Below are 25843 nucleotides of genomic sequence, written 5' to 3'. Positions count from 1 at the left end.
GATCTCCGGCCGGAGAGTCCTTTGCCGCGCATCGGCGCGCTTGGCCTGTCGCAGCAACAGCATGACGCCCATACCCGACATGCCGCCGATTACGTAACATGCAATGCAAATAAGGACAATCGCCAGATCGGTCATTGTCCTCGCCCTGTTTTGTTGATCGACCCCTTTCATCTTGCCGCCATCGCGGTCTAAAGCCCCGGCCATGAGCCCGGACATTGGAACAATACTCAAGGACAGCTTCGGGTTCCCCGGATTTCGCGGCGTTCAGGAACAGGTCGTCTCCCGCGTGATGGCGGGACAGCGGACGCTGGCGATCATGCCAACCGGTGCGGGCAAGTCGCTCTGCTATCAATTGCCCGCCATCGCGCTTCCCGGATGCTGCGTCGTCGTCTCGCCGCTGATCGCCCTGATGCACGACCAGTTGCGCGCGGCGAATGCGGTAGGCATCCGCGCCGCCAGCCTGACATCGGTGGATGCGGACTGGCGCGAGACGCAGGACCGGTTCCGCGCGGGCGACCTCGACCTGCTCTATGTCGCGCCGGAACGGGCGAGCGGAGAAGGCTTCCGCTCCTTCCTGCGCAGCGCGCCATTGTCCCTGTTCGCGATCGATGAGGCGCATTGCGTGTCCGAATGGGGCCATGACTTCCGGCCCGACTATCGCCTGCTCCGGCCCCTGCTGGACGAGTTTGCCGATGTGCCCCGGCTGGCGCTGACGGCGACGGCGGACGCGCACACGCGCGAGGATATTCTTGTCCAGCTCGGCATCCCGCATGAGGGGATGATCGTCGCCGGGTTCGACCGGCCCAATATCCGCTACACCGTCCAGCCGCGCGACAGCCTGTCCCGTCAGATCGCCGATCTGGTCGCGGCGCAGCCCGGTCCCGGCATCATCTACGCCCAGACGCGCGCGGCGACGGAGAAGATGGCGGCGTCCCTCGCCACCGGCCGCCGGGAAGCGCGCGCCTATCATGCCGGGCTGCCGCCGGAGACGCGCGCCGCCAACCAGGCCGCCTTCATCGCGTCGGAGGACATGATCATGGTCGCGACCGTGGCGTTCGGCATGGGGATCGACAAGCCGGACGTGCGGTTCGTGGCGCATGCGGGCCTGCCCAAATCCATCGAGGGCTATTATCAGGAGAGCGGCCGCGCCGGGCGCGACGGCGACCCGGCCGAAGCCTTCCTGTTCTGGGGCGCCGACGATTTCGCCCGCGCCCGCCAACGCATGTTCGAGGTGGAGGCGGCGCGCCAGCCGGGCGAGCGGGCGCGGATCACAGCGCTGGGCGCGCTGGTCGAAACCGGGACATGCCGCCGCGCGATATTGCTGCGGCATTTCGGCGAGAACCCGCCGCCAAACTGCGGCAATTGCGACAATTGCCTGAACCCGCCCGCCAGCATCGATGCAACGGAGACCGCGCGTAAATATCTGTCCGCTGTCTACCGCACCGGGCAGAGTTTTGGCACCGGTCATATCGAGGCGGTGCTGACCGGCGCGACCACCGACAAGGTGCGCCAGCGCGGGCATGACCGGATATCGGTGTTCGGCATTGTCGAGGGCGAGGAGACGGCGCTGCTGCGCCCCGTCTCCCGCGCGCTGCTCGTCCGCGATGCGCTGGTGCCGAACGAGCATGGCGGGCTGGAGCTTGGCCCCAATGCGCGCCCGATCCTGCGCGGGGAGGAGCAGGTCTCGCTCGTCCTGCCGCCCCGGCGCGAACGGCGGCGGCGCGGCGGCAAGGGCAGCGAGGCCAATCCGGTGGGCGATCCCCTGTTCGACGCGCTGCGCGCCTGCCGCCGGGAATTGGCGCAGGAGGCGGGCGTGCCGCCATATGTCATCTTCCACGACAGCACCCTGCGCGAGTTTGCGGAACGCAGACCGGCGACGCTGGGTGAGCTGGGAGAAATTACGGGCGTCGGCATGAAGAAACGGGACGCATTCGGGCAGGCGTTTCTGGACGTGATCCGCAACTACTGACTTCCCTCTTTTCCCGCAAAACACGACATTTTATTACGAAGGCGTGATCCTACCGGAATGCGCGCGACAATTGGGACAACGATGGGAAAGAGCCATCCACATCCTAAGACGACATCCGCCTGTAGGACAGGAGATGGGCTTGTTTCGACCATAAGCGGCCAGTCCGCAATCCGCACGTCCCGTCATCCCGCACGTGATGCGGGATCCATTGGCTCTCCGAAGCATGACTGCGCGAAAGCCTGCGCTCATGGATCCCGGATCAAGTCCGGGATGACGGCAGTGTATTGCGGTGAGCAATGGCAGCTAACCACCCGTCCTAGACATTTTCTCGCATTGCGATCACCTTGGCCATTGACGATCATTGCACATCAGATGCAGCGGGTACGGGACACGCAGGGCGCCTCATGACCGATTTTCTTCACGGGACTGTCCATGAAACGCCTGAGGATTTTCAGGCGGCGCTGCGTTCGGACCCGGCGGTCCTGACGCTATGGGAAAATCTGACGCCGCTCGGCCGGAACGAATTTATCTGCTGGGTCGAGGATGCGAAACAGCCTGCGACACGGCAGCGCCGCATCGCGCGGAGCCGCGAAGAAATGCTGGAGGGCAAAAAGCGGCCCTGCTGCTGGGCGGGCTGTATTCACCGGACGGACAAGGCCCCAAGCCGGTGGCAACAGGCGGTGCTGATCGACAAGAAGGCGAAGAAGGAAGCCTAGAAGCTGCCCTGAACGGATTGAGGGATAGCCGACCGTCCTTACACACCGCCTCCGTCATCCCGCACCTGATGCGGGATCTATTGGCTCTACGGCGATGCGACTGCATAAATGCTTGCGCTCATGGATCCCGGATCACGTCCGGGATGACGAAATAGGCCCCATCGAACCCTATCCCACCGGCGGCGCCGGGGGTGGAGCGAGGTCGCTCTGAAGGCTGGTGTCGGTGAGCTGGACAGGTTGATCGACATAGACGTCGACCTTCGTTCCGGCGGGGATTTTCGCCTCTTTGCCCTTCACGACGATGGCGAGCGGCAGGAACACGACGCCTGCACCGACCGCGCCGATCGTTCCCGCCTTGCCCTTGGCGTTCTGCTGGCCGCGCAGGGGAACGATGCGGCCATCGGCCGACACCTGCGTCACTTCTATCTCCAGCTTGCCCGACCGGCCGAGCAGGCCATTGTCCCGCGCGCGGGAAATTTCTCCAGTGGCGGGCGCGCCGGCCGGGATCACCGTCACGCCGTTCACGATGACCGGTTCCGCGACCGTCATTTCCACCTTGTCACCCTTGCGCGCGTTCTTCGACGACAGGTCGTCCCGCGTCTGCAGATGGACCGGCGTGCCTTCGGGCAGGGTCAGGCTTTGCGCGAATGCGGCCCCTGACATGGCGGCCATGGCCGCGGCGCTCATCATTCCGGTCAACAGCTTCATCGCGCTCTTCCTTCCCTATCCATGTGAAGGGAGAACGTGATCGCGCCATTTTGGTTTCAGTAAGGCAACGACAGACAGCGCTGTTTAGATAGGCCGGGCCGCTCAGATAGGCGGGGCCGTGCGGGTCATCGTGGGCGCACGGGCGAGCAATCCGATGCCCGGTCCTTCGGCCGGACAGGATTTGCAGCCGGATAGCGCAACCACACAGCACAGGGTGAGAATGGCGATACCGCGCAGGTCAGGGCGCATTGCAGCCCTGCCCCGCATAGGCGGCCGTCCAGACAATCTGCTGCCCATGATAATAGTCGATGACCTCCGCCTCCGGCGTGACGGTGCATGGGCCGCTGGTTACCGGGCCGAACTCGATTTCATGGCTGCCATCGCTCAGGGAAGCGGCGGTCGCGCCACTGTCGCGCCAGTTGCCCTCCCCTTTGACGCGCCACTTGCCGCCGCCGCTGACCGCGGCGGCCGGGGTGATGTTCACCGTCAGCCCCGGCGCGGAAAGCGCCTTGACGGCGGAGGCGTTCGCGGTCGCCGCGCCGTCGCATTTATAGGTCCCTACCCCCAGGATCGACAGGTTCGGCCGGACATAGATGCGCTGCGCGGCGGGGGGCTTGCAGGGCGATGCAGGCGCGGTCGCCTGCACGTCGAGAAATTCCACGACATGCAGCCCGTCCGGCACGGCATTCAGAGCCTCGGCGCTTTTATGCCATGCCTTTTCCACGACCGGATTGTCGATCTTGGTCAGATCGGGCGATCCAGGCGGCAGCACATCATCGGGCAGCGGCGGCGGGATCGGCAACCCGTCATTGATCCGCCAGCGCGCCTGGTCGAAATTCGCTTCCTCCGGTTCCAGCCGGAACCCAACCTTGCTGTTCTCATTCGCCTGCGCCTCCCTATGCGGGACGGGCAGCGGCAGCACGGTCAACAGAATGGCTAGGCGAAAAGCGGTCATAGCGCGGCTCCCAGCTTGGCGGTGGACGGTATGGTCACATCGGCCGTGACCTTGCAGGTCGAATCGTCGGTATCTGTCTTGAGCTGGAATTCGCCGCTGGGACCGCCCGTGACGGTGCGGTTGATTTCATTGGCTTCCAATATGTAGCTTTGCCCGCCCTCCGACACGATCACCCGGCTGTTATAGGTGCAGGACTTGATCGTCGCTTCGGCCGGGATGTTCGCGGCCTTATAATCGAAGCTATAGGATGTCTGCGGCACAGATGGCGCGTGCGTCACCGTGGGCAGCGGCGTGTCGATCCGGGTGCGGTAGCCTGTATAGAGGTCATACCCCAGGCAACCCCGTCCGCGGCAATTGCAGATGCCAAGGAAGCAATCCCGCCCCTTGCCGCCGATCATGGCCTCCACCAGCACACTGTAGGGGCCGGAGCCGACCGTGCGGATGATGTAGGAATTGCCGTTCTGATTATTGACCGAAACGCGCCAGTCGATCGCTTCCGCAGGCGGACCCAGGGAATAGATGCGGTCGGCGCGATAGCGGTCGTTACAACTGTCGCTGCCCTTCTCGTAGAAGGAAAAGACTTTCTCACCCGTGCTCGGCACTGATGCGATCGGCGTGATGCTGGTTGCGATCGCATAGGTCAGGGGCGGCAGCACCTCCACCTGCACCTCGCTCTGCGCGGTCAGCGCCTCCCCCTTCTTCACGGTGCAACGGGCAAGATCGGCGGTGATGAACAGCCGCGTCGGGCGGCTGATCGCCTGCAGTTCCTTCACCGTTGCCTCGGAAGGGATGACCGTAAATTCATTGTGGTTGAGGCCGCGGACCGTTGCCGGGCGGGAAACGCCGTCCCCGCCAACCCGCACCGTGACAGTGGGCATGCCGATCGCGAGGAAATTGCCGCGCACCGGCAGGAACAGGTCGCGGCTGCGGCCGCCCTGACCATTATCGGTTTCCGAGGAGGGGGCGCCTGGGTCCGCCCAGATGCGCATCTTGCGCGTGACCGGATACACCAGCCGCGCGGGCTTGTCGCGGCATGGAAGGGAGTAGCTGGTGTTCCAGGCGAGAATATCGGCTTCGTACAGGCTGCGCTGGGCGGAATCGAGCAGGCCGGCGTTGACGAGATCGGCCGAACTTTTGATCTGCGCGGTCAGCGCCTGCGTATCCTCAAAGATGCGGCGCTCCTGCTTGTCGAGCCTGTCGAACGTATATTGCAGCTTGTCCCCAAGCGCGTAGTTGGCTTCATTCAGAACCTGTGATGCGCTGGTCTGCAGATTCAGGATCGCCGTCCGGGTTTCGCCGCCCACCTGACCAACCATGTTGGAAAGCTGCGTCACCATATTGTTGAGTTCGCCCAGCACCGCCGCGACCGGAATGGCGGGCAGCGTCGCGACGTTCAGCTTCTCCGCACCCGGCGTCGTTCCGTCCTCCTTGCGGGGCACGGCATAGACGTCCTCCTTCGGCAGTCCGGCGGGCTTCTCCGCCTCCGGCACGGGTTTGTAGGGACTGTCGAGATCGCATGTCGTGCAGGTGCAGCCGGACAGCGCGAACAGGGCAAGGGCGGCGCTCCACAGGCGCAGCCGGTAAGGAACAGGCTTAAGCATCGGACCCCCAGACGACGCCCGCAACGGAGGGGCGCGTGGGGGCATGTCCTCATGGAATGGCCCGGGCGCTCAAACCCAAGCTTATCCGAATTGGAGCGTCCGGCGGGCGCGCATTGTTTTGATTGGGACGATCGAGAGCGAAATGAATGAAGTTTGTTAACCATGATATCGTTTCGCGCCGGATCAGCGGGCAAACGGCCATATTGCGGGGCGGCCTATATTGACGCGCGGCCATATTGCAGCGCGGTGGGGGCGCTGCTAGATCGGCGCAATGATTCAGCCGCCAGAAATCATCCGCACGCCCAAGTCCCGCGTTTCCTGCGACGGATCGGGCGACATTCCCGCCGCGCTCGGCCATCCGCGCGTGTTCCTGGAAATCGACGAGCATGGCTATGTCGATTGCGGCTATTGCGACCGACGCTTCGTGCTGGTCGGCGGGCCTGCGGACGCAGCGGGTCATGACGGTGGGCCGGATATAGCGTCGGGCGCGAGTATTTAGGTTTCGTCAATCAACCGTTCCGCCCTTCGACATGCTCAGGAGAGCGAAGTCGAAGCCTTCGTCTGAGCGTAGGCGAAGACACCTCGCGATGCTCGGCGGACCCTTCGACTTCGCTCAGGGCGAAACGGGGGAGGATAATCGCAGCAGGGGTTGGTTTATCGCCGGCCTAGCGCCTATATCGGCTCCATGACCGACATCAGCTCCCATTTCACCGACGCCCGCGGCCTGCTCTATCGCGATGGCCTGCTCACCCCTGACGCTGCCAAGCGGCTGACCGCGCAGGCGCTCGCCAGTTGCGACGATGGCGAACTCTATCTGCAATATCGTGCGTCGGAGGCGTTCGGCTTCGATGACGGGCGGCTCAAGACCGCAGACTATTCGACCGACGCCGGTTTCGGCCTGCGCGGCGTCAGCGGAGAGATGACCGGTTTCTCCCACGCCAACGACATCAGCGAAGCGGCGATCCGGCGGGCGGCGGAGACTCTCTCTCTGCTCGATCCCGCCAAGGCTCCGCCCGCGCCGCCGCCGCAGCGGACCAACCGGCACCTCTACACCGACGCCAATCCGCTGGAGATCGTGCCCTTCGCCGAGAAGGTGGCGCTGTGCGCGCAGATCGACGCCGCCGCCCGCGCCCGCGACCCGCGCGTCGCGCAGGTGTCGGTGGGCCTGAACGGTAGCTGGTCCGTGGTGGAAATCGTCCGCGCGGACGGCTTTGTCGCCAACGACATCCGGCCGCTGGTGCGCCTGAACGTCTCCATCATCCTGGAGGATGGCGGGCGGCGCGAGTCCGGCAGCTTCGGCATTGGCGGACGCTACCTCTACGATCAGGTGATGGCGCCGGAGATATGGAACCGCGCCATCGACGAGGCGCTGGCGCAGGCGGACGTCAATATGCGCTCCGTCGCCGCGCCTGCGGGCGAGATGACCGTGCTGCTTGGTCCCGGCTGGCCCGGCGTGCTGCTGCATGAAGCGATCGGGCATGGGCTGGAGGGCGACTTCAACCGCAAGGGCACCTCCGCCTTCTCCGGCCGCATCGGGCAGCGGGTCGCTGCGCCGGGCGTGACCGTGGTGGACGATGGCAGCATCATGAACCGGCGCGGATCGCTCAGCATCGACGACGAAGGCACGCCGACGCGCGAAAATGTGCTGATCGAGGACGGCATATTGAAATGCTATATGCAGGACCGGCTGAACGCGCGGCTGATGGGCGTTGAGGCAACCGGCAATGGCCGCCGGGAAAGCTATGCCCATGCGCCAATGCCGCGCATGACCAACACCTTCATGCGCGGCGGCAATGACGATCCGGCCGAGCTTCTCTCGCGCGTCAAGAAGGGCATTTTCGCCAAGAGCTTCGGCGGCGGTCAGGTCGACATCGTGTCGGGCAAGTTCGTCTTTTCCTGCACCGAGGCGTACAAGGTGGAGAATGGCAAGCTGGGCGACCCGATCAAGGGCGCGACGCTGATCGGCGACGGCCCGACGGCGCTGACCCGCGTCATCGGCATCGGCAATGACATGGCGCTGGACGAAGGCGTGGGCATGTGCGGCAAGGGCGGGCAAAGCGTGCCCGCAGGCGTCGGCCAGCCGACATTGTTGATGGATGGCCTAACGGTGGGCGGCACGGCGGCTTAGATTTTGCGGGATTAGCTGGAGACAATGTGCTCCTGCGAAAGCAGGAGTCCACTCCAGAGGTCGGAACTGGGCTCCTGCTTTCGCAGGAGCACATGTTTGATGCTGTTCTCTACAAGCTCAGCCTGAACGGAATCAGAGTATAAGCGCAATTTCGGAACCCCTCTCCCATCCCACGGGTATTGCCATCATGACCGACACCTGCGATCCGCATGCCGCCGTCACCGCGCCCTGGGCCAGGGACATATTGGATTTCTGGTTCAAGGAAATTGGCGAGGAGGGCTGGTGGGGCCAGTCCGAGCGGACGGACGCGGCATGCCTGCGCTTCGAACCGCTGTGGCGGGACATGCGCAACGCGCAGGCGGAGGCGTTTCTCGACCGGGCGGACGAAGCCCTGGCGGCGATCATCCTGTTCGACCAGATTCCCCGCAACCTGTTCCGGGGAACGGCGGACGCCTTCGCCACCGACTCCCTCGCCCGCGACATTGCGCGCAGGGCCGTGGCCAAGGGGTATGACGTGCAGATCGGCGGCGCGGGACGCATGTTCTTCTACATGCCGTTCCAGCACAGCGAGGCGATGGCGGATCAGGACATCTCGCTCGTTTTCTTCCAAGCCTATGGTGACGACAATGCCCTGGAGTTTGCAAAGAAGCATCATGACATGATTGCGCGATATGGCCGCTTTCCCCATCGCAACGCTGCGCTGGGCCGCGCGGATCGCCCGGAAGAAGCCGAGGCCATCGAAGCCGGGAACCACTGGTAACGCGCGACAGAATGATTCACGCGCGGAATCGCTTTTGAAATTAAATGTCGCGCCTATTTTTTAGGCAGAATCCATAACGTGCCCATTTTTTCGGCGCTGCGCGGGTGGTCATGCCCGCAAAACCCCGCGTTAACGCTTGATTAGGATTCTGGCACGCTCTTTGCTGTAATAGCCCCGCACACCATTAACAGGGGGCGACATGAAACTAGTCATGGCTATCATCAAGCCGTTCAAGCTGGACGATGTCCGCGAGGCCCTGTCCTCGCTCGGCATCGCTGGCATGACGGTCAGCGAAGTGAAGGGCTTCGGACGCCAGAAGGGGCAGACCGAAATCTATCGCGGTGCCGAATACAGCACCAACATGGTTCCGAAGATCAAGATCGAGGTGGTCTGCGATGACGATCTCGCCCCCCGCGTGGTGGAGGCTGCTCAGCAAGCCGCCAACAGCGGCGCCATCGGCGATGGCAAGATTTTCGTCCTCGATGTCGGTCAGGCCGTGCGCATCCGCACCGGCGAGACCGGCGAAACCGCACTGTAAGAAGGGGGGAATGATGACGCTTTCCAAGAAACTCTCCGGCGTGTGCGGGGCCGTCGGCCTTTCGCTCTTCGCCGCTATGCCCGCCTGGGCGCAGGAGGCGGCGGCCGCCGCTGCTCCCGTGCCCGACAAGGGCGACACCGCATGGATGATGGTATCCACCGTTCTGGTCCTGGCGATGATCCTGCCGGGCCTCGCCCTGTTCTACGGCGGCCTGGTCCGCACGAAGAACATGCTGTCCGTGATGACGCAGATCGGCGCCGTCGCCGCTCTCTCGATGATCATCTGGGTAATCTATGGCTACAGCCTGGCTTTCGGGCCGGACGCCTCTGACGGCCTGAAGCCCTTCATCTCCAGCTTCGGCAAGATGTTCCTCGCCGGAATTACCCCGGACACGACCGCCGCCACCTTCACCGATGGCGTGGTCATCCCGGAATATGTGTTCATCTGCTTCCAGATGACCTTCGCAGCGATCACCGTTGCGCTGGTGCTGGGTTCGGTTGTCGAGCGCATCAAATTCTCGGCGGTCATGGTGTTCGCCATCGTCTGGCTGACCATCGTTTACTTCCCGATCGCGCACATGGTGTGGGCGGCCGGCGGCCTGTTCTTCGAAATGGGCGCGCTGGACTTCGCGGGCGGTACCGTGGTGCACATCAACGCCGGCGTCTCCGCGCTGGTGGCCTGCATCATCCTGGGCAAGCGTATCGGCTATCCCAAGGAGCCGATGCCGCCGCACTCGCTGGTCCTGACCGGCGTCGGCACCGGCCTGCTGTGGGTTGGCTGGTTCGGCTTCAACGCCGGTTCGGCCCTGGAAGCCAATGGTTCGGCCGCTCTTGCGATGCTCAACACCTTCGTCGCCACCGCTTCGGCAGGCCTGTTCTGGATGCTGGCTGAGAAGTTCAGCGGCCACAAGGGTTCCGCCCTCGGCTTCTGCTCGGGCATCATCGCCGGCCTCGTCGCCGTCACCCCGGCCGCTGGCAACTCCGGTCCGTTCGGCGCCATCGTCCTCGGCGCGGTCGCCTCGATCATCTGCTTCTTCGCCGTTGCGAAGCTGAAGCCGATGCTCGGTTATGACGACTCGCTCGACGCCTTCGGCATCCACGGCATCGGCGGCATGATCGGCGCCATCGGCACCGGCATCGTCTACGCTCCGTCGCTCGGCGGACCCGGCGGCGACGACTATGCCATCGGCGGTCAGCTCGTGACCCAGGTTCTGGCGGTTCTCGCCACGATCGTCTGGGCCAGCATCGGTACGGCCATCGCGATCTTCATCGCAAAGGCGATCACCGGTCTGCGCGTCAGCCCCGAAGTCGAGCAGGAAGGCCTCGACCTCGGTGAGCATGGCGAGCGCGCCTACAACTACTAAGTTTCGGCAGGGCGGGCCGGAAAGAACGGCCCGCCCGCCACACGATGTTCCTCCTGCGAACACACCTGGGGCCGGTGCGAAAGCATCGGCCCGATTTTTTTGGTGAAGAATCCTCCGCTCTGATCCATCCATCAACGGGATGACAAGTGCGCGGCCGTCTGGCATCGGCGGATAGAGCAGGGAGCGCGTGAGGACATGGCTGGCATCGGTTTGGGCATCGGCATATTCGGGGCGGCGGGCCGCATGGGCCGGGCGATTGCGACGGTCGCCGGCGAAGCGGGCATGACGCTGGCCGGAGGTACGGAGCGGAATATGGACGGCGTTTTGCCGGACACCGGATTTCCGGACATTGGGCTGCCGCTGTTTCCCGACCCGCTGGCGCTAGCTCAGGCGAGCGACGTGCTTATCGATTTTTCCAGCCCCGGCGCGCTGGTCGGGCATCTCGACGCCTGCATCGCTGCGGGCAAGCCGATCGTCATCGGGACGACAGGGCTTGAGCCGGAGCATCATACGCTGATCGACCGGGCCGCCGGACAGATAGCGATATTGCAGACCGGGAATACCTCGCTTGGCGTCAACCTGCTGGCGGCGCTTGTCGAGGAGGCCGCACGGCGGCTGGGCGATGACTGGGACATAGAGATTGTCGAAATGCATCACCGGCACAAGGTCGACGCGCCATCGGGCACGGCGCTGCTGCTGGGCGAGGCGGCGGCGCGGGGACGCGGCATAACGCTGGCCGGGCATAGCGAGCGCGGGCGGGACGGCATCACCGGCGCGCGCGGCGCGGGGACGATTGGCTTTGCCTCCCTGCGCGGCGGGTCCGTGGCGGGCGACCATCAAGTGATCCTGGCGACGGAGGGCGAGCGCATCGAGATCGCGCATCGCGCGGAAAACCGCATGATCTTCGCACGCGGGGCGATCAAGGCGGCGGCATGGCTGAAGGATCAGAACCCCGGCCGGTATGACATGAAGGCCGTGCTGGGCCTGTGACACGGTGAAAAAGGCTGACATCTTCGAATTTTACAGCCGCCTGGCGGAGCATAATCCCGCGCCCCGGACGGAACTGGAATATGGCAACGACTATCAGTTGCTGGTCGCTGTGGTCCTGTCCGCCCAGGCGACCGACGTCGGCGTGAACAAGGCGACGCGCGCGCTCTTTCGCGAGGTGACGACGCCTGCGCACATGATGGAACTGGGCGAAGAGCGGCTGAAGGGTCATATCAAGACGATCGGCCTGTTCAACGCCAAGGCGAAGAATGTCATCGCGCTGTCGGAGATATTGGTGCGCGATTTCGGCGGGCAGGTGCCGCAGGATCGCGACATACTCACCACCCTGCCCGGCGTTGGCCGCAAGACCGCCAATGTGGTGATGAACACGGCGTTCGGCGCCGAGACCTTCGCCGTCGACACGCACATCTTCCGCGTCGGCAACCGGACGGGACTTGCGCCGGGCAAGACGCCGCTGGCGGTCGAACTGAAGCTGGACAAGGACACGCCCGCGCCGTTCCGCCGCGACGCGCATCACTGGCTGATCCTGCATGGCCGCTATGTCTGCAAGGCGCGCAAGCCGGAATGCTGGCGCTGCATCGTTGCGGACCTGTGCCGGTACAAGCCCAAGACGCCCGCCCCCGCATGATGATAGCGCCGGAAGGCTGGACGACGGGTACGGCGCGGGGCCTGTGACTCCGTCAATGGGATGACGGAGGATGTTATGAGAACAGCATATACGAAGCGCGCATGCGCCGCCCTGATCGCACTGACTGCCATGGCCGCCGCCGGGTTGATCGCGGACAGCGCATCCGCACGAAAGCCCGCCAAGGATGACGGCCGGGTCGCGGTAGGCGAACCGGTGGACTGCATCATGCCCAACCGCCTGCGTAGCACCGAAGTCCGCGACGACAGCACCATCGATTTCGTGATGAACAATGGCGATGTCTACCGCAACACGCTCCCCAACAGTTGCCCCAGCCTGGGGTTCGAGCAGCGCTTTTCCTACCGCCTGAGCACGTCGCAGCTCTGCTCGGTCGATATCATCACCGTGCTGCAGACCGCCGGCGGCAATTATATGCAGGGGGCCAGTTGCGGCCTTGGCAAATTCCAGAAGATGTCGAAGCCCGCCAAATAAGCGCCCCGGCGCCAGAGCGATAAAGCCGGGCGGGAAATCCGCACAAGAAATCCGCGCAAGAAATCCTCTGGCGCCTGCCCCCCGCCTTTGCTAAGCGCGCTGTCTCTCCCGGCACCCGTAGCTCAGCTGGATAGAGCGCTGCCCTCCGAAGGCTGAAGTCAAGGGCTGCTGGTTTGTGAGAGACGTAGAAAAGGAGTTTGTTTACAAAGGTTTGCGGGAGTTACCGTTGAGGCTTCCACCCTACAGGTTTTCCGCGTAAGCACTGCGTAAGCAACAGGCACCCATAGCTCAGCTGGATAGAGCGCTACCCTCCGAAGGTAGAGGTCTCAGGTTCGAATCCTGATGGGTGCGCCACCCCTCTCTTTGGGGATGGCGCTACAAGCGCTCGCCGAGCACTCAATAAGATGACACTGTTGCGGTATGTGAGCGTGCCGGCGATTGGCGCCCAGTCGAGTTGCGCGGCACTGACCGTGCCCTCTTAAACCGACCGTAACGAGATCGCCTCGGCGTTAGGCCCATCGGAGTGGCGGTGATCGTAAGATGGTTCAGTAGGAACACTCTCGGGAAGGCGTATGGGCATTTGCATCCCGGACGTCATTATCGCGTCGAACGCGACTTCCGTGATCATGACGGACGCCTCCATCGCCAGGGGCAACAATGGCGCTACCGCACATACACATTTCTTCCCTATGAAGATGGCCTGTCGCTTTTCTTTCTCACCAAGGACGGCGACGATCTGGAGATTCGCCTTCAGGATCGAACCGGTGCCGAAGCAGCGATTATTGCAGCCCTGAGTGATGTCCTCCCGCAATGCGAGCCGTTTTATCGAAGCGTGTTTGCTGGCCTGCTAGCCGTCGATGGCGACAAGCTGGTTTCCTTCGACGGCGTCGATCGAGTGGCCTTCGGTTGGCAGGACGTTACTACGGTCGCCGCTTTCTATGGGCAGCAGCACTACGACGAGACGCGTTGCCTCACGATCAGCCATCGCCGTGGAACCGCAATCTTCCTGGCAGAGACTCATAGCGTGTGGCACCCCTTCCTCGACGGCTTGGAAACGAGGTTAGAGCGGGTCGTGCCTCGCCAGAGATGGCTGAAAACCTTGGACGAGGATCGATCCCGATCCATCCCAGTGTTCAAGCGTTCACGTCTTTAGATGCGTCCGTGAATCCTGCTGGCCATCGTTTTAAAAAAAATAGGAAGCAGCGCGGACGGCGGCTTCTCAGAAAAGGTACCATCGATCTTTCGCTCGAAGTTGTTGGCAGTTCGGTCGTTCTGACAGATGCCGATACAGCCGTGGCTACTCGGGAAGCGCGTTCTCCGAAAAATGCTTGCGGATGAAGTCGAGCTTGGGATCGATGTATCGACGACAAAAGGGTCTGTTTGGGTCGGTGCGATAATAGTTCTGGTATCTCTCGTCCGAAGCCTTGAAGCCCACGAACGGCAGGATGAGGGTGTGGACCGGCTTGCCGGCCTCCTCAGCGAGTCCGCGTATCGCCTCTTCGGCTTCGACCCGCTGACTCTCGTCGAAGATATAGATCGCGCTTCGGTATTTGTTTTCAACCGAGCGGGCACGTGTAGCGGAGTGTGTGCGCAGGTGCACCTCGGACAGTGTCCCCAGCCCGATAACGGAGGGTTCGAACGTCACGACCACCCCCTCAGCCCAGGTGTTCGCCGGGGCGGCCGATTGTAGGAAACCCTGCTCGACCTGCGTGACGCCACGCAACGCTTGGAAAACGCCCTCGGTGCACCAGTGGCAACCTCCTCCAAAGCCAACCTTTGCCATACTTAACTCCTGCGCAAAGGCACAACGGCCGGGCCAGACTTATCGAGCTGGCGGACGAACGCGATGATCCGCTGTCCGACATCGTTCGCCATTTCGACATGAGGGTAGTGTCCAGCGCCCTCGACAATCATGGTTTCGGCATGGAGCCTCGAAGCCAAGCTCCGGGCTTCTTCGACAGGGTCCGTGAAGTCGGGATCCTTTGTGCCCATGACGATGAGGCTCGGCACAGAGATCTCGTCCAAGATCGCTGCGGTGTCGGACTTCGACAATGAGAGCATCGTCAAGAGAGCCTGCATGCGCTTTGGCTCCCTGAGGTTTGCAGCAATCGCCGCTTTTACCTCAGCATGATCCGGCGCCGGTTTCGTCGGGAATAGGCTGCTCCAGTAAGTGGTCCAGAACCAGGTTCGCCATGGCCCCGCGAATCCGAGCCCAAGGACAAGTTTCTGGATCGTCGTGAGGGGAAGATCGCGAACGATCGGACCGAGCAGCACCACCCCGTTGACGTGACTAGGAGCTTCCTTGGCAGCCCAAAGCGCGGAGCCGGCTGCGAACGAGTTGCCCATGATCACGGCTGGCCCGTCAGCCAACTGTCGGAGGATGGCGACGGCGTCACGGCCGACCGCTCGCGCGGAGTAATCCGACCACTCCGGCGACGATTGGCCGAATCCGCGGACGTCCATCGTCACCACTCGGCATCCCGCATGCTGCAGCATGGGCTTGATGAGCCGATACTCGGAGCGCAGGTCTCCCATTCCTGGGATGCCTACGACGAGAGGTCCGGTTCCACCCGTATCGTCGAAGGCTATCCTACCGCCCTCTGTCTGAAGGAACTGGGTCTGCACATCGTTAGGCGCCATGAAACGATCCGATCCGTTGAGCAGCAGACCTATCGGCTGACTTCGAAAAGGAACCACGCTCGGCGTTCCGCTTCGTCGGTCCAGGTATCGATCAGGCCGGAGGTCGCGTTGTCCTTCGCCTCGTCGGCGACTTCCTTTGCGCGGCGCAGCGACTCGACCATGTGAAGATTATCGGCGCGCAGCTCCGCCAGCATGTCCTGCGGCGTGACGAACTCAGCGTCGTTGTCCTTGATCGTCTGGTGGCGGGCGATATCGCCGATCGATCGTATGGTCGTATTTCCGGTCTTCCGGGCGCGCTCCGCCATCGCATCGGTCGCTGCGAGGATTTCCGCAGCTTGCTCATCGAGAAGGAGATGGTAGTCCCTGAAGTACGGGCCCGAGACATGCCAGTGAAAGTTCTTTGTCTTGAGGTAGACCGCATAGCTGTTCGCCAATATTATCTTCAGCGCGTCGGCAACCGTCATGGTCGCGTTCTCGTCGAGGTCAGATGGTGAAGGCACGGTTGCAGCACTGGAGTTTGTCATCGCGTGAACTTCCTCGATGATGGCTTGCGCAAAAGATCAGCGCCGATTCTCTGGCACGCTGAGGTATAGAGGATGAATTTACCTCAGATCGAAGTCCAATGGCTTGTGTCTATAGTTTCGATAGTTCTGGCGACCAGAAGGGCGCTTGGAGCGGCACGGGAACATGGGAAGGCAGCGAACCCCACATGCTCATCAGGCATTCGGCTGATAGCCCAATACGAAAGCGATAACCTTCTCCGAGGACATCTCGCACGGCTTCAGCGACGCACTGCCCGAAGCAACGCGATACAGATTGAAGCTGACGATGTCGTTCCCGGCTAGTTCTCGAGCAAAAAGGCTGTTCCTCCGTCCATCCTCCGACCGACGAACCGTCACGCCGAAACGCCTGCCTTCGTAAGCGCCTTCGCTATACCCCTCAGGCAGACGCTCGAAAGCCGTATCGAATTCTGGATGGTCCATTCTGCATCACCGCCAATCGGCCTTCGCCCTGCGAACGTGAGTGCCGCGCCATGCGATTGGAGTCATCGCGTCAGTCTGACGTTGCGGCCCCAAAGAAACCCCGCGTCATTAGCGCTAGCGAAGTCCGGGTCTACGTAGATGAAAACACGCTTGATAAGCGCGCCGTCGAACTCGAATACGTTGGCGAAACGGCCTTCGGATCGGCCTTCAACCGGCCACGCCGTGCCGTCAGCCATAACGCCACCTTCAAAGCCTTCCACGATCACGTGGTCGCGGGCTACGTGGAAGGTCATGCGATCGAAATCGTGCTCGATCCGCTGAAGCGACCCCAACAGACCCTTGGCGACTTCCATGAATTCGGCTTTGCCATATCCAACTCCGAACTTCGGGAAGTACGTCACGACATCGTCAGTCAGAATGTCGAGAATGGTGGGATCGCCACTGTCGATTTTCCGGAAATAGTCGGTGGCGACGGCGATGCGCTCTTGGGTCAGCTCTGCATTCGGCACTCTATGAACTCCTGAAATGCGGAAGCATTATCCGCTGTGGCTTCGAGAATAATGGGCCCTGCAGGATCAGCCGATCTGCTGCCCGGAATTCAACGGAGCGCTGAGGCGCGGAAGCGATCGTCCTTCAGTTATCCGCGTGACACGCCCGTCGCGCATCGATTCAGACCAGGACGCCCCCTGACACATCTATCACCGCGCCAGCTGTGTAGCTTGCAGCGGGACTAACGAGGTAACTGACGGCGCCCGCCACTTCTTCAATCGTGGCGATCCGACGGATGGGATGCATATCGATGACGGCCTGCGGAAAATTCTCAGCGACTTCCCCGGTCATGTCGGTCGGCATGATGCCAGGTTGGACGACGTTGACGGTAATGTTGCGTGGGCCAAGATCACGTTGCACCCCGCGGGCATATCCTGCGATTGCTGCCTTGGTTCCTGCGTAGTCGGCAATTCCCGGCACGATCGCTCGGGTGCCCAGGCCGGAACCGATGAAGACAATGCGGCCACCGTCAGAGATTTTCTGCGCCGCCGCACGCGTGATCGCCACGGTCCCAAGCACATTTACCATCCACTGCCTGTCGAACGCAGCGGAATCGAGCGTCGGATCGTCGACCAATTTTCCTTGGACGGCGATTGCGGCGTTGTTGATCAAGATGTCGAGCTTGCCGAGTTCAGCTACGACCTGCTCGACCATGGGCTGGGCGGCGGACGTATCCGCTTGATCGCATCGGATCGCGAGAGCGCGAACGCCTTTGGCCCTCACCACCTCGGCGACGGACTCGGCTTTATCGGCCGAAGCAGCGTAGGTGATAGCAATATCGGCTCCCTGATCGGCGAGCGTCGCCGCCAGCACGGCGCCAAGGCCCCGAGAGCCACCCGTGATGATAGCGACTTTGCCGTCCAAAACTTTCGACATCGGCGGTTCCTTTCTGAAGTCTAATGGCGGGCTGACGGCTAAGCGACGTTGACGCCTTTCCAGAAGGCGATGTGATCCTTGATGGAGTGCGCCGCCGGAGAAGGGTCGGCGTAGGTCCAGGCGGCGTTTGCATTGCGCCGGTCGCCGACCTGGAGATGAAAGTATTGCGCCGTCCCCTTCACGGGACAGACAGACGTGTGCTCGCTCGGTGCCAGATACTGCCGGTCAACCGATTGAGGCGGGAAATAATGGTTTCCATCCACGACCATAGTCTCGTCGCTGACCGCGAGGGTGGCATCGTTCCAAACTGCTGAGACCAAACCGGACTCCTCTTTTAATTTTCAGCCACTTGCATCGACCAGTGGCCCTATCTGGCGGGACAAATCAGTTTGCCGGAGTTTGTCCGGCAAGCAGCTTGTCGAGCGAGCCATCTGCATCGAGCGCAGCGAGATCGTCGGAGCCGCCGACATGCGTCTCGTTGATGAAGATCTGCGGCACGGTGCTTCGCCCCGACGACTCGATCATCGCCTTCCGGTGTGCAGGATCGGCTTCGATATCAAGCTCGGTGAATGCCACGCCCTTCTCTTGAAGGAGCGCCTTCGCGCGGCGGCAGAACGGGCACCAACTCGTGGTGTAGATGAGAACCTCAGGCTTCATGTTGTGTCTCCAATCGTTGAGGGATGACGGGCCGGCCGGATTCGCGGGGGTCATCCGAAGGTGAAGGCAAAGGCTTGCGCCCCCGGGTAGAGAAGCTCGATTTCGAAGGTGCACTCGTGGACCTCACCGCTCTGGCGTCCGAGTTGTTTGAGGCGCTGGCCATCACGCCGCCATCTTCCGGACCGTGTCCAAAACCCGGTCTTGCCGGTATGGCTTGGCGAAGAACACAACGTCCGCTGGAACGACGGCCTCGACCGGCCAAGGCCTCCCGGACGTGATGATGATCTGGATGGTCGGCCACCGCCGGCGGATGCAAATGGCGAGCATGATGCCATCGATCCCGCCGGGCATGTTCACGTCCGTGAACACGACGCGCACATCCAGTCGTTCCTCCAAGGTCATAAGCGCGGCGGATGCATTCGGCGCCTGCAAGACTTCGAAACCTGCCTCCTCGATCATGTCCGTCGCAAACAGACGGAGAAGTGGTTCGTCTTCGACGACGAGCACCACGGGTTTCACCATTCCACCCATACTCCCATCAACCTTGAACCAGGTGACGCATGGAGGCGTGCAGATCGGCCGTTAACCCGGCGGGCTCGTAGCGAACATCGACGCCCCCGGTGCCGACCAGGCCGATGTTGATCAGCTTCGATCCAAAGCCTCGGCGAGTTGGCGGCACAACCGGAGGCCCACCCCGTTCTCGCCATTTCACGCGGAGAAGGTCGTCGTCCAGGCCGACCTCGACTTCCCACGACAGCGAGACGTGGCCATCGTCACTGGTCAGCGCGCCGTATTTGCAGGCGTTGGTCAGTAACTCGTGGACGATGAGGGAGAACGAGAGCGCCGCTCGTGGCCCCAGCGCCACCGCCGGCCCACTCATGTCGACCCGATCTGAGAACCCGATCGCGTCGATCACTGTCGCTGCGACAGCTTGTAGATCAGCTTGTGTCCAACTCTTTTGAAGCAAGGCGTCGTGCGCCGCGCTCAGAGCCATCAGCCGACGCTCGAAGGCGTAGACCGCTTCGCGATCGGTGACGCTTCGCAGCGTTTGGCTGGCGATGGCCTGAACCATGGTGAGCATGTTCTTCAGGCGGTGAGCAATTTCGCCGTTCACTATGAGTTGCTGCTGCTCGGTACGATGCCTCGCGACGCCTGCCTCAAGCCGGTCCGCCGCACTTCGCAGGAACGAGATTTCCTCTGCGGGCCAAGGTCGGGGATGCGCCGAATGAACGAAGAAGACGGCGATGGTTTTGCCACGATCTCGAACCGGCATATCGACCAACGACCGAACGCCGACCCGCATTGCGCTCTCGAGATTGTGCAGAGTGCGATCGTCGGTCAGGGCGTCCCAAACGACGAGCGGGTCGCCAACGACGAGCGGCTCGCGCAAGCTCCCATACTCGTCGAGACGGTGGCGCCCGGCAATGCTCACGGCCCCCGGCGCCGTCCAATCGGTTTCGACGTCAATCGTATCGACGTCCTCGTTGACGGATCCGAACCCGGCTCGGTCTGCGGAGAGCGCTCGGCCGACGATGGCGGCGGTCGCCGAAGCCATCCCTGCGGTATCGTGGCTGCTCCGAATGGTTTCGCCGATTTCGACCAGGGCGGTCTGCAAGGCTGTGAGGCGCTCGCTCGCCGTTGCGATCCGGCGGAGTTCGAGATTTTCGCTGGCGAGACGGGCGAGCGCCTGCAGCATCGCCTTTTCCATCTCGCTGAGCCCTTCAGGCCGCGGAACGGTATCGATGACGCACAGGCGACCTACGATCGCTCCGGATCGCAGGACGAGCGGTGCGCCAGCGTAGGCGCGAAAGTGCCGGGCGCCTGTGACGAGCGGATTGCGCTTGGTCCGCGCATCATTTGTGAGATCGACGATCTCGAGAAGATCGCCCTGATCGATCTCGATCCGACAGACCGAGTGTTCGATCTCCGTCTCGCATACCTCAAGCCCGTACTTGGCTTTGAACCATTGCCGGTCAGTATCCAGCAGGGTGATGAGCGCGATGGGAACGTCACAGGCCTTTGCGGCGACAAAAACGAGATCGTCGAAGGCTTGCTCATCCGGTGTGTCGAGCACCATGAGGTCTGCAAGCGCCCGCACCCGCTGTGCCGCCCCGAAATCGGTTCTGTCAGCGCTCAGGCTCACCGCAGTTCTCCTGGATGATGCCTCGAAGGTCGAGCGTGGCCGATCATCGGCGTTTCCCGCGTCATGTCAGTGCCCCCTCATGCGGGGCGGCCACTGCGATGACGGCACGCCCGCTTGGCCGCTCTGATCGGCGATGGGGTTACCGACGGCGAGGACGATCTTGCCCTGGATATGGCCTGCCTCTGCGCGTTCGTGAGCGGCGGCCGCTTCGGAAAGGGGGTATGTGCTGTCGACGGCGACGCGAACCGCGCCGCTGTCGAGCAAGCGAGCTAGCTGGGCCAACTGGTCGCCACTGGAACGCACCTGCGTCGCCGAAACGGTCACTCCCCGGTCGGCAGCTTCATCATGTCCGGCAAAGCCAAGGGGAAAAATCGGGAACAGCGCTCCGCCCCGACGTATGGTCCGAAGGAAGCGGCCGGAGGTCGGACCGCCGACGGCATCGACGACAAGATCGATGTCTCGCACATCGTCTTCGGGTTTGGTCTTCGTGTAGTCGATGAACTCGTCGGCACCCAGTTCGCGGAGGAACGCTTCGTGCCGGGTTGAAGCGACAGCGATGACACGCGCGCCTTCGTGCTTTGCCAACTGCAATGCCAGATGACCGACACCCCCTGCAGCGCCGTTGATCATAACGCTCTTCCCAGCCAACGGGACCGGGCTGTGGCGCTCGGACTGCAGCGGGTTCTGCTCGTTATGGCCTAGCTCGATCAGGAACTGCCAAGCGGTCAGCCCCGACATGGGAACGGCGGCTGCATGAATGTGGTCCAGGTGTCGGGGCTTGGCCGCAAGGTCGGAAGCAGGCGCGGAAACATACTCGGCGTATCCCAGGCTCTCGCCGAAGCTGGGAAAGCGGATCATTCCGAAAACTTCATCGCCCGGCGAGAACGCGGTCACATCGTCGGCGACCTTCTCGACGATCCCGGACACATCCGAGCCCGGTATGGCGGGGAATGTCACCGACGGCCGCCACTCGGGCGGCAGAGCCTTGTATCCCTCGCGGAGATACCAGTCGGGCGGGTTGAGGCCTGCCGCTTGTACACGGACGAGCACCTCTCCCGGCTTTATCACAGGTGTCAGCGCGTCCTCATAGCGAAGAACATCGGGAGCGCCGAACTCATGGAAGCGGATCGCCTTCATTTTTTTGTCCTCCGATCAGATGCGTTCGAGGAGGGCGACAGTGCCTTGACCACCATCGGCGCAGATGCTGACGATCCCTCGAGATCCGACCGGCATGGCCCACAGCTCTTTCACAGCTTGGCTGAGATCACGCGCGCCGGTCGCGCCGAAGGGATGTCCGATGGCTACCGAGCCGCCGTTCGGATTGACGCGATCCCAATCGAAGTTGCCCATCTCAGCCGAAACACGGGCCTTCTCTCGGACCCAGTTCGGATCGGTGATGGCCGCGACGTTGGCCAGCACCTGTGCCGCGAAGGCCTCGTGGATTTCCCAAAGTGCGATGTCGGCGAAGCCAAGGTGATGGCGCGCGAGAAGTCGTGGAACGGCATATGACGGCGCCATCAGCAGCCCCTCCGTGCGCAGGTCGACCGCCGAGACTTCGTAGTCGATTATCCGCGCATAGGGCGTGCCATCGGGCAGCCTCTTCAGACCCTCCTCGTTGGACACCCAACAGCCGGCCGCCCCATCCGTGATGGGGGAGCTGTTGCCGGCTGTCAGGCTACCCATTCCGCTCTCACGATCGAAGGCGGGCTTCAAACCGGATAGACGTTCGGCGGATGTGTCCGCGCGCGGGTTCGCATCGCGGGAAAGCTCCGGCAACGAGATCACGAGGTCATCGAAGAAGCCGCCGTTCCAGCCGGCGACGGCGCGCTGGTGGCTTTTTAGAGCCCAGTCATCCTGAGCCTCACGCGAGATGCGCCACGCCTTGGCGGTCTCCTCCATGTGATCGCCCATCGTCCTGCCCGTAAGGCGGTTGGCCCAGCCCTTCGTGGGGAGCACATAGTCTTGAGGGGTCAACGCCCCCAGGGCGGCAAGTGCTGCGGCCGGATCCTGCGCGAAGAGATCGGTGAGTCGTTTAGATGCCTCAGCGGTGAGAGCGAGCGATGGTCGGCTCATGACCTCAGACCCGCCGACCAGTATCAGGTTGAGCCCGCCGCCGAGCATCCCGGCTGCGGCGAAGCTCGCGGTCATGCTGGTCGAGCACGCTAGGACTACGGAGAATGCTGGAACGTTGGGGTTGAGCTTCGCGTCCAGCCAGATTTCGCGAGCGATATTGCTCCAGCCCAGGTTCGGGATGACGGTTCCCCAGATCGTCAGATCGGGCTCCGCAAGCTTCGCCATTTCTTGGACGACTGGCACTGACAATGAGGCCGCGTCATAATTTGCCAGCGCTCCTCCGCCACGGCCGAATGGTGTCCGCAAGCCTGCGGCTATGAAAACTGGTTCAGCGAAGCGGCTCACGGTGATCTCCCAAAGCAAAAGATTCTAATTAGACGAGGTGGCGTGGTGCGGTCCGCTGACGGCAGGCGCCGCCCGTCAGGGCGTCTCCCCATCCCTGAGGTCGATAACCATCTTTCCGATGTTTTTTCCGGCGAAGAGATCGAGGAACGCCGACGGGGTTCTCTCGAGGCCGTGAACAACCGTCTCCTGCCATTTGACCTTCCCATCGGCGATCCACCGGGTGACGTCGCGCTGGAAATCCTCCCAAACCGACATGTTGTGGATGGTGACGAAGCCTTGCAGCAGGAGGCTCTTCTCAATAACCGCATAGATATTGCGGGGACCGACCGGCTCGCTGTTGTATTGCTCGATCATTCCGCACAGAGCGAAGCGTGCGAAGTCATTGGCCGCCTCAAGCGCCGCTTCCAGGTGCGTGCCACCGACGTTGTCGAAATAGATGTCGACACCCTTAGGCGCAGCTTCGCGAAGTGCTGCGACCATGTCGTCCGTATTCTTGTAGTTTATCGTGGCATCAGCGCCTGCTTCCTCGCGCAGCCAACGCAATTTGTCCTCGCCGCCCGCGGACGCAACGACTCGGCATTCCTTGATCTTTGCGATTTGGACAGCGAGCGATCCGACAGAACCCGCTGCTGCTGACACGAACACAGTTTCGCCAGCTCGCGGCTTTCCGATCTGGAGCATGCCGATGTAGGCGGCGAAGCCTGGGAAACCGAGCGGGCCCAGATACGCCTGCTCTGGAATCGTCGTATCGATCCTAGTAGCGGATGCGGCGTCGATGATCGCGCGGTCGCGCCAGCCGGCAAAGTGGCTCACGACCTCGCCAGGGCTGAACCGTTCATCCTTGCTTTCGACTATGACGCCGATCGCGGCGCCATCCAGAGGCTCGCCAACTTGGAAGGGCGGCATATAGCTTTCTCGACCGGTCATGCGGCCGCGCATGTAAGGGTCAACGGAGAGCCACCGGTTGGCGACGAGCAGTTGTCCTCGCTCTGGCGCGGGGAGATCCTGCTCGACGAGTTCGAAGTTGTTGGCCTGCGGTAGCCCTTCGGGACGACTTTTAAGGTGAAATTGACGGGCCATGATGGTCATGGGCGAAGCCTTTCCCGGACAGAGCTTGAGCTGGGCGCTCCCGCGTGATGGGATGCGATCATCTGGCCGCCCCTACCCACCGTAGCGCTCGGTCTTGATGATCGAGACGCCCAGCCCTGCCGACAATGCGCCGTCCGTCGCGATGTTGACGAAACCGTTCGACCCGCAAACGAACACGTGGCCCGGGTCGCGACCGAGACGTGCGATTGTCGCCTGGACCATCCCATCGTCGATCCGTCGGCCATAGTCCGAGGCGCGCTTTGGCGCTTCTCGCGTAATCGCGAGCGTCAAGATGAACGTGGGATCGCTCATCTCGATTGAGTGGAGTTCGCTGGAGAAGAGCACGTCCTCAGCGGTTCGCGCCGACAAGAGCAGAGCGACTGGAACGGCCTGTGCCGATGCCCGACGCTGCCGGATCATCGCCATCAGCGGCACCACGCCTGAACCTGCGCCGATCAGCAGCACCGGCTTGTCGGTAGGCTCGGGCCAAAGAAAGTGGCCTCCAAGCGGTCCCCTGAGTTCGATCTCGTCGCCGGCTGCGGCGACGTCGTGGAAGAATGGCGAAACTTCGCCATTCGGCAGGCGCTCGATGGCGAGTTCCAGGATCGGTGAAGAGCCCGCCGACGATGCGATCGAATAACTGCGCATCGCCTGATAGCCGTCTGGGGCGGTCAGCCGGACGTCGACGTGCTGGCCTGCTGTATGGACGAATGGTTCCTGCAATCGCAGGAAAAAGCTCTTGATACTCGGTGTCTGTTGGACGATTTCGTCGATCACGCCTGACTGCCACGACGCGGGTTGCGCATCGAACTCAGTCATGGGTGTACCGTTGCTCGCGCCACGGATCACCGTAGATGTGATAACCGCGCAACTCCCAGAACCCGGCCTCGTCGCGAGTGGTGAACTGCAGCGCATTCACCCACTTGGCGGACTTCCAGAAGTAGAGATGCGGAACAAGAAGGCGCGCCGGTCCGCCATGGTCGCGGGGAAGCGGCTGGCCCGCGTAGCTCAGCGCGACCATAGCTTTGCCGGACAACATGTCCGCGAGCGGAACATTCGTCGAATAGCCATCGTAGCAGTGCGCGAGAACGAAGTCTGTTGGCTGTTTAACTTCAGCGTCAGCGAGGATGTCCTCGATCAGCACGCCTTCCCACTTCGTGTCGAGCTTGGACCAGGACGTGACGCAGTGAATGTCTTTGGTCACTTTGGTCTTTGGAAGGGCGTTGAATTCACTCCAACTCCAGACCTTCACGGGTCTCGGACCGATCTTGACCGTGAACTTCCAGTCGGACGTCTCGATACGAGGCGTTGGCCCAGCGGTAAGAACGGGAAAGTTCTCCACGAGATGTTGACCTGGCGGAATACGGCCCTCGTGGTCGCCGCCTGAACCGCGGCCGGTGAAACCTCTGGTGACCATGCCGAACCCCCTTGCTCGTCACGACAGACCGACCGACTTCATCTCAGGCTAATGCGTAGATGACCCTCGCAAAGGAAAGATATCGAGCGGATCGCAAAGCTGATGTTCAGACAACCGGGTGTTAAATCAGTAGAGACACGCAATTCATCACTATGACTCGCGATAATCCCGCCTCGACTATAGCTTTATATCAGACTGCTTTCCCAAT

At 62.4% G+C, this 25843-nt stretch carries 31 protein-coding genes and 1 tRNA gene; 13 read left to right on the top strand and 19 right to left on the bottom strand.

Going from position 1 to position 25843, the window contains the following annotated elements; translation table 11 throughout:
• Positions 1-21 precede the first annotated feature (21 nt).
• From BHQ40_RS26130 to BHQ40_RS07265, 3 genes are all read left to right on the top strand, one after another.
• A complete protein-coding gene (locus tag BHQ40_RS26130; protein ID WP_171905792.1) occupies positions 22-192 on the top strand; it encodes a hypothetical protein in 171 nt (56 codons plus the stop codon).
• A gap of 10 nt (positions 193-202) precedes the next feature.
• Positions 203-1969 (top strand): DNA helicase RecQ, encoded by a 1767-nt coding sequence (gene recQ / locus BHQ40_RS07270; protein WP_070154358.1) that lies wholly within the window; start codon positions 203-205, stop codon positions 1967-1969.
• Positions 1970-2373: 404 nt separating this feature from the next.
• Complete coding sequence (locus tag BHQ40_RS07265; protein ID WP_070154356.1) at positions 2374-2685, top strand: YdeI/OmpD-associated family protein; 312 nt, start codon at positions 2374-2376, stop codon at positions 2683-2685.
• 168 nt (positions 2686-2853) lie between these two features.
• Here BHQ40_RS07265 and BHQ40_RS07260 read toward each other — a convergent pair whose 3' ends face one another.
• From BHQ40_RS07260 to BHQ40_RS07250, 3 genes are all read right to left on the bottom strand, one after another.
• Positions 2854-3393 carry a hypothetical protein gene (locus BHQ40_RS07260; RefSeq protein ID WP_070154354.1) on the bottom strand — a complete coding sequence of 180 codons (540 nt, stop codon included), beginning with the start codon at positions 3391-3393 and terminating at the stop codon, positions 2854-2856.
• 238 nt (positions 3394-3631) lie between these two features.
• On the bottom strand, positions 3632-4348 hold the full coding sequence (locus BHQ40_RS07255) for a hypothetical protein (RefSeq protein ID WP_070154352.1): 717 nt from the start codon (positions 4346-4348) through the stop codon (positions 3632-3634).
• Positions 4345-5949, bottom strand: coding sequence for a hypothetical protein (locus tag BHQ40_RS07250; protein WP_070154350.1), 1605 nt, complete (start codon positions 5947-5949; stop codon positions 4345-4347). Before BHQ40_RS07250 ends, BHQ40_RS07255 begins: the two co-directional genes overlap by 4 nt.
• Before the next feature lie 271 nt (positions 5950-6220).
• On the opposite strand from BHQ40_RS07250, the gene BHQ40_RS07245 reads away from it, so the two are divergent.
• The 10 genes from BHQ40_RS07245 (at position 6221) to BHQ40_RS07200 (ending at position 14016) form a co-directional block, all read left to right on the top strand.
• A complete protein-coding gene (locus BHQ40_RS07245; protein WP_070154346.1) occupies positions 6221-6448 on the top strand; it encodes a zinc-finger domain-containing protein in 228 nt (75 codons plus the stop codon).
• Positions 6449-6634: 186 nt separating this feature from the next.
• Positions 6635-8077: a metalloprotease TldD gene (tldD, locus tag BHQ40_RS07240; RefSeq protein ID WP_070154444.1), complete on the top strand. Its 1443-nt coding sequence runs from the start codon at positions 6635-6637 to the stop codon at positions 8075-8077.
• A 187-nt stretch (positions 8078-8264) separates the two neighbouring features.
• Positions 8265-8837: a DUF924 family protein gene (locus BHQ40_RS07235; RefSeq protein WP_070154344.1), complete on the top strand. Its 573-nt coding sequence runs from the start codon at positions 8265-8267 to the stop codon at positions 8835-8837.
• Positions 8838-9036: 199 nt separating this feature from the next.
• A complete protein-coding gene (locus BHQ40_RS07230) occupies positions 9037-9375 on the top strand; it encodes a P-II family nitrogen regulator (protein WP_070154342.1) in 339 nt (112 codons plus the stop codon).
• Positions 9376-9388: 13 nt separating this feature from the next.
• Positions 9389-10738 (top strand): ammonium transporter, encoded by a 1350-nt coding sequence (locus BHQ40_RS07225; RefSeq protein ID WP_070154442.1) that lies wholly within the window; start codon positions 9389-9391, stop codon positions 10736-10738.
• 195 nt (positions 10739-10933) lie between these two features.
• On the top strand, positions 10934-11728 hold the full coding sequence (dapB, locus tag BHQ40_RS07220; RefSeq protein WP_070154340.1) for a 4-hydroxy-tetrahydrodipicolinate reductase: 795 nt from the start codon (positions 10934-10936) through the stop codon (positions 11726-11728).
• Positions 11729-11732: 4 nt separating this feature from the next.
• Positions 11733-12374 (top strand): endonuclease III, encoded by a 642-nt coding sequence (nth, locus tag BHQ40_RS07215; RefSeq protein ID WP_070154337.1) that lies wholly within the window; start codon positions 11733-11735, stop codon positions 12372-12374.
• A gap of 75 nt (positions 12375-12449) precedes the next feature.
• Positions 12450-12863, top strand: a complete 414-nt coding sequence (locus BHQ40_RS07210) for a hypothetical protein (RefSeq protein WP_253183285.1) — start codon at positions 12450-12452, stop codon at positions 12861-12863.
• A 277-nt stretch (positions 12864-13140) separates the two neighbouring features.
• Positions 13141-13217: transfer RNA gene (locus BHQ40_RS07205), tRNA-Arg, on the top strand.
• A 226-nt stretch (positions 13218-13443) separates the two neighbouring features.
• A complete protein-coding gene (locus BHQ40_RS07200) occupies positions 13444-14016 on the top strand; it encodes a DUF3601 domain-containing protein (RefSeq protein ID WP_161632267.1) in 573 nt (190 codons plus the stop codon).
• A 144-nt stretch (positions 14017-14160) separates the two neighbouring features.
• Here BHQ40_RS07200 and BHQ40_RS07195 read toward each other — a convergent pair whose 3' ends face one another.
• The 16 genes from BHQ40_RS07195 to BHQ40_RS07125 form a co-directional block, all read right to left on the bottom strand.
• Positions 14161-14646 carry a peptide-methionine (S)-S-oxide reductase gene (locus BHQ40_RS07195; protein WP_024350780.1) on the bottom strand — a complete coding sequence of 162 codons (486 nt, stop codon included), beginning with the start codon at positions 14644-14646 and terminating at the stop codon, positions 14161-14163.
• Positions 14647-14648: 2 nt separating this feature from the next.
• Positions 14649-15503, bottom strand: coding sequence for an alpha/beta fold hydrolase (locus tag BHQ40_RS07190; RefSeq protein ID WP_024350781.1), 855 nt, complete (start codon positions 15501-15503; stop codon positions 14649-14651).
• Positions 15504-15532: 29 nt separating this feature from the next.
• Positions 15533-16027: a Dps family protein gene (locus BHQ40_RS07185; protein ID WP_024350782.1), complete on the bottom strand. Its 495-nt coding sequence runs from the start codon at positions 16025-16027 to the stop codon at positions 15533-15535.
• A gap of 192 nt (positions 16028-16219) precedes the next feature.
• Positions 16220-16486 (bottom strand): hypothetical protein, encoded by a 267-nt coding sequence (locus BHQ40_RS07180; protein ID WP_024588016.1) that lies wholly within the window; start codon positions 16484-16486, stop codon positions 16220-16222.
• 62 nt (positions 16487-16548) lie between these two features.
• Positions 16549-16995, bottom strand: a complete 447-nt coding sequence (locus BHQ40_RS07175) for a nuclear transport factor 2 family protein (protein WP_201767728.1) — start codon at positions 16993-16995, stop codon at positions 16549-16551.
• Positions 16996-17155: 160 nt separating this feature from the next.
• Complete coding sequence (locus BHQ40_RS07170) at positions 17156-17911, bottom strand: SDR family NAD(P)-dependent oxidoreductase (RefSeq protein WP_024350784.1); 756 nt, start codon at positions 17909-17911, stop codon at positions 17156-17158.
• A 38-nt stretch (positions 17912-17949) separates the two neighbouring features.
• Entirely contained in the window at positions 17950-18231 is a 282-nt protein-coding gene (locus tag BHQ40_RS07165; RefSeq protein ID WP_024350785.1) for a DUF427 domain-containing protein, read from the bottom strand.
• Positions 18232-18295: 64 nt separating this feature from the next.
• Positions 18296-18568 (bottom strand): glutaredoxin 3, encoded by a 273-nt coding sequence (gene grxC, locus BHQ40_RS07160; protein ID WP_024350786.1) that lies wholly within the window; start codon positions 18566-18568, stop codon positions 18296-18298.
• A 50-nt stretch (positions 18569-18618) separates the two neighbouring features.
• Positions 18619-18798, bottom strand: a complete 180-nt coding sequence (locus tag BHQ40_RS26480) for a hypothetical protein (protein ID WP_081651911.1) — start codon at positions 18796-18798, stop codon at positions 18619-18621.
• A complete protein-coding gene (locus BHQ40_RS07155; protein WP_035449975.1) occupies positions 18731-19090 on the bottom strand; it encodes a response regulator in 360 nt (119 codons plus the stop codon). The genes BHQ40_RS26480 and BHQ40_RS07155 overlap by 68 nt, the downstream gene beginning before the upstream one ends.
• A gap of 16 nt (positions 19091-19106) precedes the next feature.
• Positions 19107-20711, bottom strand: coding sequence for a sensor histidine kinase (locus BHQ40_RS07150; protein ID WP_051375908.1), 1605 nt, complete (start codon positions 20709-20711; stop codon positions 19107-19109).
• Positions 20712-20777: 66 nt separating this feature from the next.
• Positions 20778-21848, bottom strand: coding sequence for an NADP-dependent oxidoreductase (locus BHQ40_RS07145; RefSeq protein ID WP_024350788.1), 1071 nt, complete (start codon positions 21846-21848; stop codon positions 20778-20780).
• Between the two features lie 15 nt (positions 21849-21863).
• Positions 21864-23129, bottom strand: coding sequence for a thiolase family protein (locus tag BHQ40_RS07140; protein ID WP_024350789.1), 1266 nt, complete (start codon positions 23127-23129; stop codon positions 21864-21866).
• A 75-nt stretch (positions 23130-23204) separates the two neighbouring features.
• Positions 23205-24218, bottom strand: coding sequence for an NADP-dependent oxidoreductase (locus tag BHQ40_RS07135; protein ID WP_024350790.1), 1014 nt, complete (start codon positions 24216-24218; stop codon positions 23205-23207).
• A 72-nt stretch (positions 24219-24290) separates the two neighbouring features.
• Positions 24291-25037: a ferredoxin reductase gene (locus BHQ40_RS07130; protein ID WP_024350791.1), complete on the bottom strand. Its 747-nt coding sequence runs from the start codon at positions 25035-25037 to the stop codon at positions 24291-24293.
• A complete protein-coding gene (locus BHQ40_RS07125; RefSeq protein ID WP_024350792.1) occupies positions 25030-25635 on the bottom strand; it encodes a sulfite oxidase-like oxidoreductase in 606 nt (201 codons plus the stop codon). The genes BHQ40_RS07130 and BHQ40_RS07125 overlap by 8 nt, the downstream gene beginning before the upstream one ends.
• Positions 25636-25843 lie beyond the last annotated feature (208 nt).

The sequence above is a fragment of the Sphingobium phenoxybenzoativorans genome (assembly GCF_001757355.1).
Lineage (GTDB): Bacteria > Pseudomonadota > Alphaproteobacteria > Sphingomonadales > Sphingomonadaceae > Sphingobium > Sphingobium phenoxybenzoativorans.
This window is presented reverse-complemented; position numbering and strand designations above follow the sequence as displayed.

What these genes read in the sequence shown, in the direction of transcription:
- recQ (WP_070154358.1), top strand. Translation starts at nt 203, where the DNA reads ATGAGCCCGGACATTGGAACAATACTCAAGGACAGCTTCGGGTTCCCC.
- BHQ40_RS07265 (WP_070154356.1), top strand. Translation starts at nt 2,374, where the DNA reads ATGACCGATTTTCTTCACGGGACTGTCCATGAAACGCCTGAGGATTTT.
- BHQ40_RS07260 (WP_070154354.1), bottom strand. Translation starts at nt 3,393, where the DNA reads ATGAAGCTGTTGACCGGAATGATGAGCGCCGCGGCCATGGCCGCCATG.
- BHQ40_RS07255 (WP_070154352.1), bottom strand. Translation starts at nt 4,348, where the DNA reads ATGACCGCTTTTCGCCTAGCCATTCTGTTGACCGTGCTGCCGCTGCCC.
- BHQ40_RS07250 (WP_070154350.1), bottom strand. Translation starts at nt 5,949, where the DNA reads ATGCTTAAGCCTGTTCCTTACCGGCTGCGCCTGTGGAGCGCCGCCCTT.
- BHQ40_RS07245 (WP_070154346.1), top strand. Translation starts at nt 6,221, where the DNA reads ATGATTCAGCCGCCAGAAATCATCCGCACGCCCAAGTCCCGCGTTTCC.
- tldD (WP_070154444.1), top strand. Translation starts at nt 6,635, where the DNA reads ATGACCGACATCAGCTCCCATTTCACCGACGCCCGCGGCCTGCTCTAT.
- BHQ40_RS07235 (WP_070154344.1), top strand. Translation starts at nt 8,265, where the DNA reads ATGACCGACACCTGCGATCCGCATGCCGCCGTCACCGCGCCCTGGGCC.
- BHQ40_RS07230 (WP_070154342.1), top strand. Translation starts at nt 9,037, where the DNA reads ATGAAACTAGTCATGGCTATCATCAAGCCGTTCAAGCTGGACGATGTC.
- BHQ40_RS07225 (WP_070154442.1), top strand. Translation starts at nt 9,389, where the DNA reads ATGACGCTTTCCAAGAAACTCTCCGGCGTGTGCGGGGCCGTCGGCCTT.
- dapB (WP_070154340.1), top strand. Translation starts at nt 10,934, where the DNA reads ATGGCTGGCATCGGTTTGGGCATCGGCATATTCGGGGCGGCGGGCCGC.
- BHQ40_RS07210 (WP_253183285.1), top strand. Translation starts at nt 12,450, where the DNA reads ATGAGAACAGCATATACGAAGCGCGCATGCGCCGCCCTGATCGCACTG.
- BHQ40_RS07195 (WP_024350780.1), bottom strand. Translation starts at nt 14,646, where the DNA reads ATGGCAAAGGTTGGCTTTGGAGGAGGTTGCCACTGGTGCACCGAGGGC.
- BHQ40_RS07190 (WP_024350781.1), bottom strand. Translation starts at nt 15,503, where the DNA reads ATGGCGCCTAACGATGTGCAGACCCAGTTCCTTCAGACAGAGGGCGGT.
- BHQ40_RS07185 (WP_024350782.1), bottom strand. Translation starts at nt 16,027, where the DNA reads ATGACAAACTCCAGTGCTGCAACCGTGCCTTCACCATCTGACCTCGAC.
- BHQ40_RS07180 (WP_024588016.1), bottom strand. Translation starts at nt 16,486, where the DNA reads ATGGACCATCCAGAATTCGATACGGCTTTCGAGCGTCTGCCTGAGGGG.
- BHQ40_RS07170 (WP_024350784.1), bottom strand. Translation starts at nt 17,911, where the DNA reads ATGTCGAAAGTTTTGGACGGCAAAGTCGCTATCATCACGGGTGGCTCT.
- grxC (WP_024350786.1), bottom strand. Translation starts at nt 18,568, where the DNA reads ATGAAGCCTGAGGTTCTCATCTACACCACGAGTTGGTGCCCGTTCTGC.
- BHQ40_RS07155 (WP_035449975.1), bottom strand. Translation starts at nt 19,090, where the DNA reads ATGGTGAAACCCGTGGTGCTCGTCGTCGAAGACGAACCACTTCTCCGT.
- BHQ40_RS07145 (WP_024350788.1), bottom strand. Translation starts at nt 21,848, where the DNA reads ATGAAGGCGATCCGCTTCCATGAGTTCGGCGCTCCCGATGTTCTTCGC.
- BHQ40_RS07135 (WP_024350790.1), bottom strand. Translation starts at nt 24,218, where the DNA reads ATGACCATCATGGCCCGTCAATTTCACCTTAAAAGTCGTCCCGAAGGG.
- BHQ40_RS07130 (WP_024350791.1), bottom strand. Translation starts at nt 25,037, where the DNA reads ATGACTGAGTTCGATGCGCAACCCGCGTCGTGGCAGTCAGGCGTGATC.
- BHQ40_RS07125 (WP_024350792.1), bottom strand. Translation starts at nt 25,635, where the DNA reads ATGGTCACCAGAGGTTTCACCGGCCGCGGTTCAGGCGGCGACCACGAG.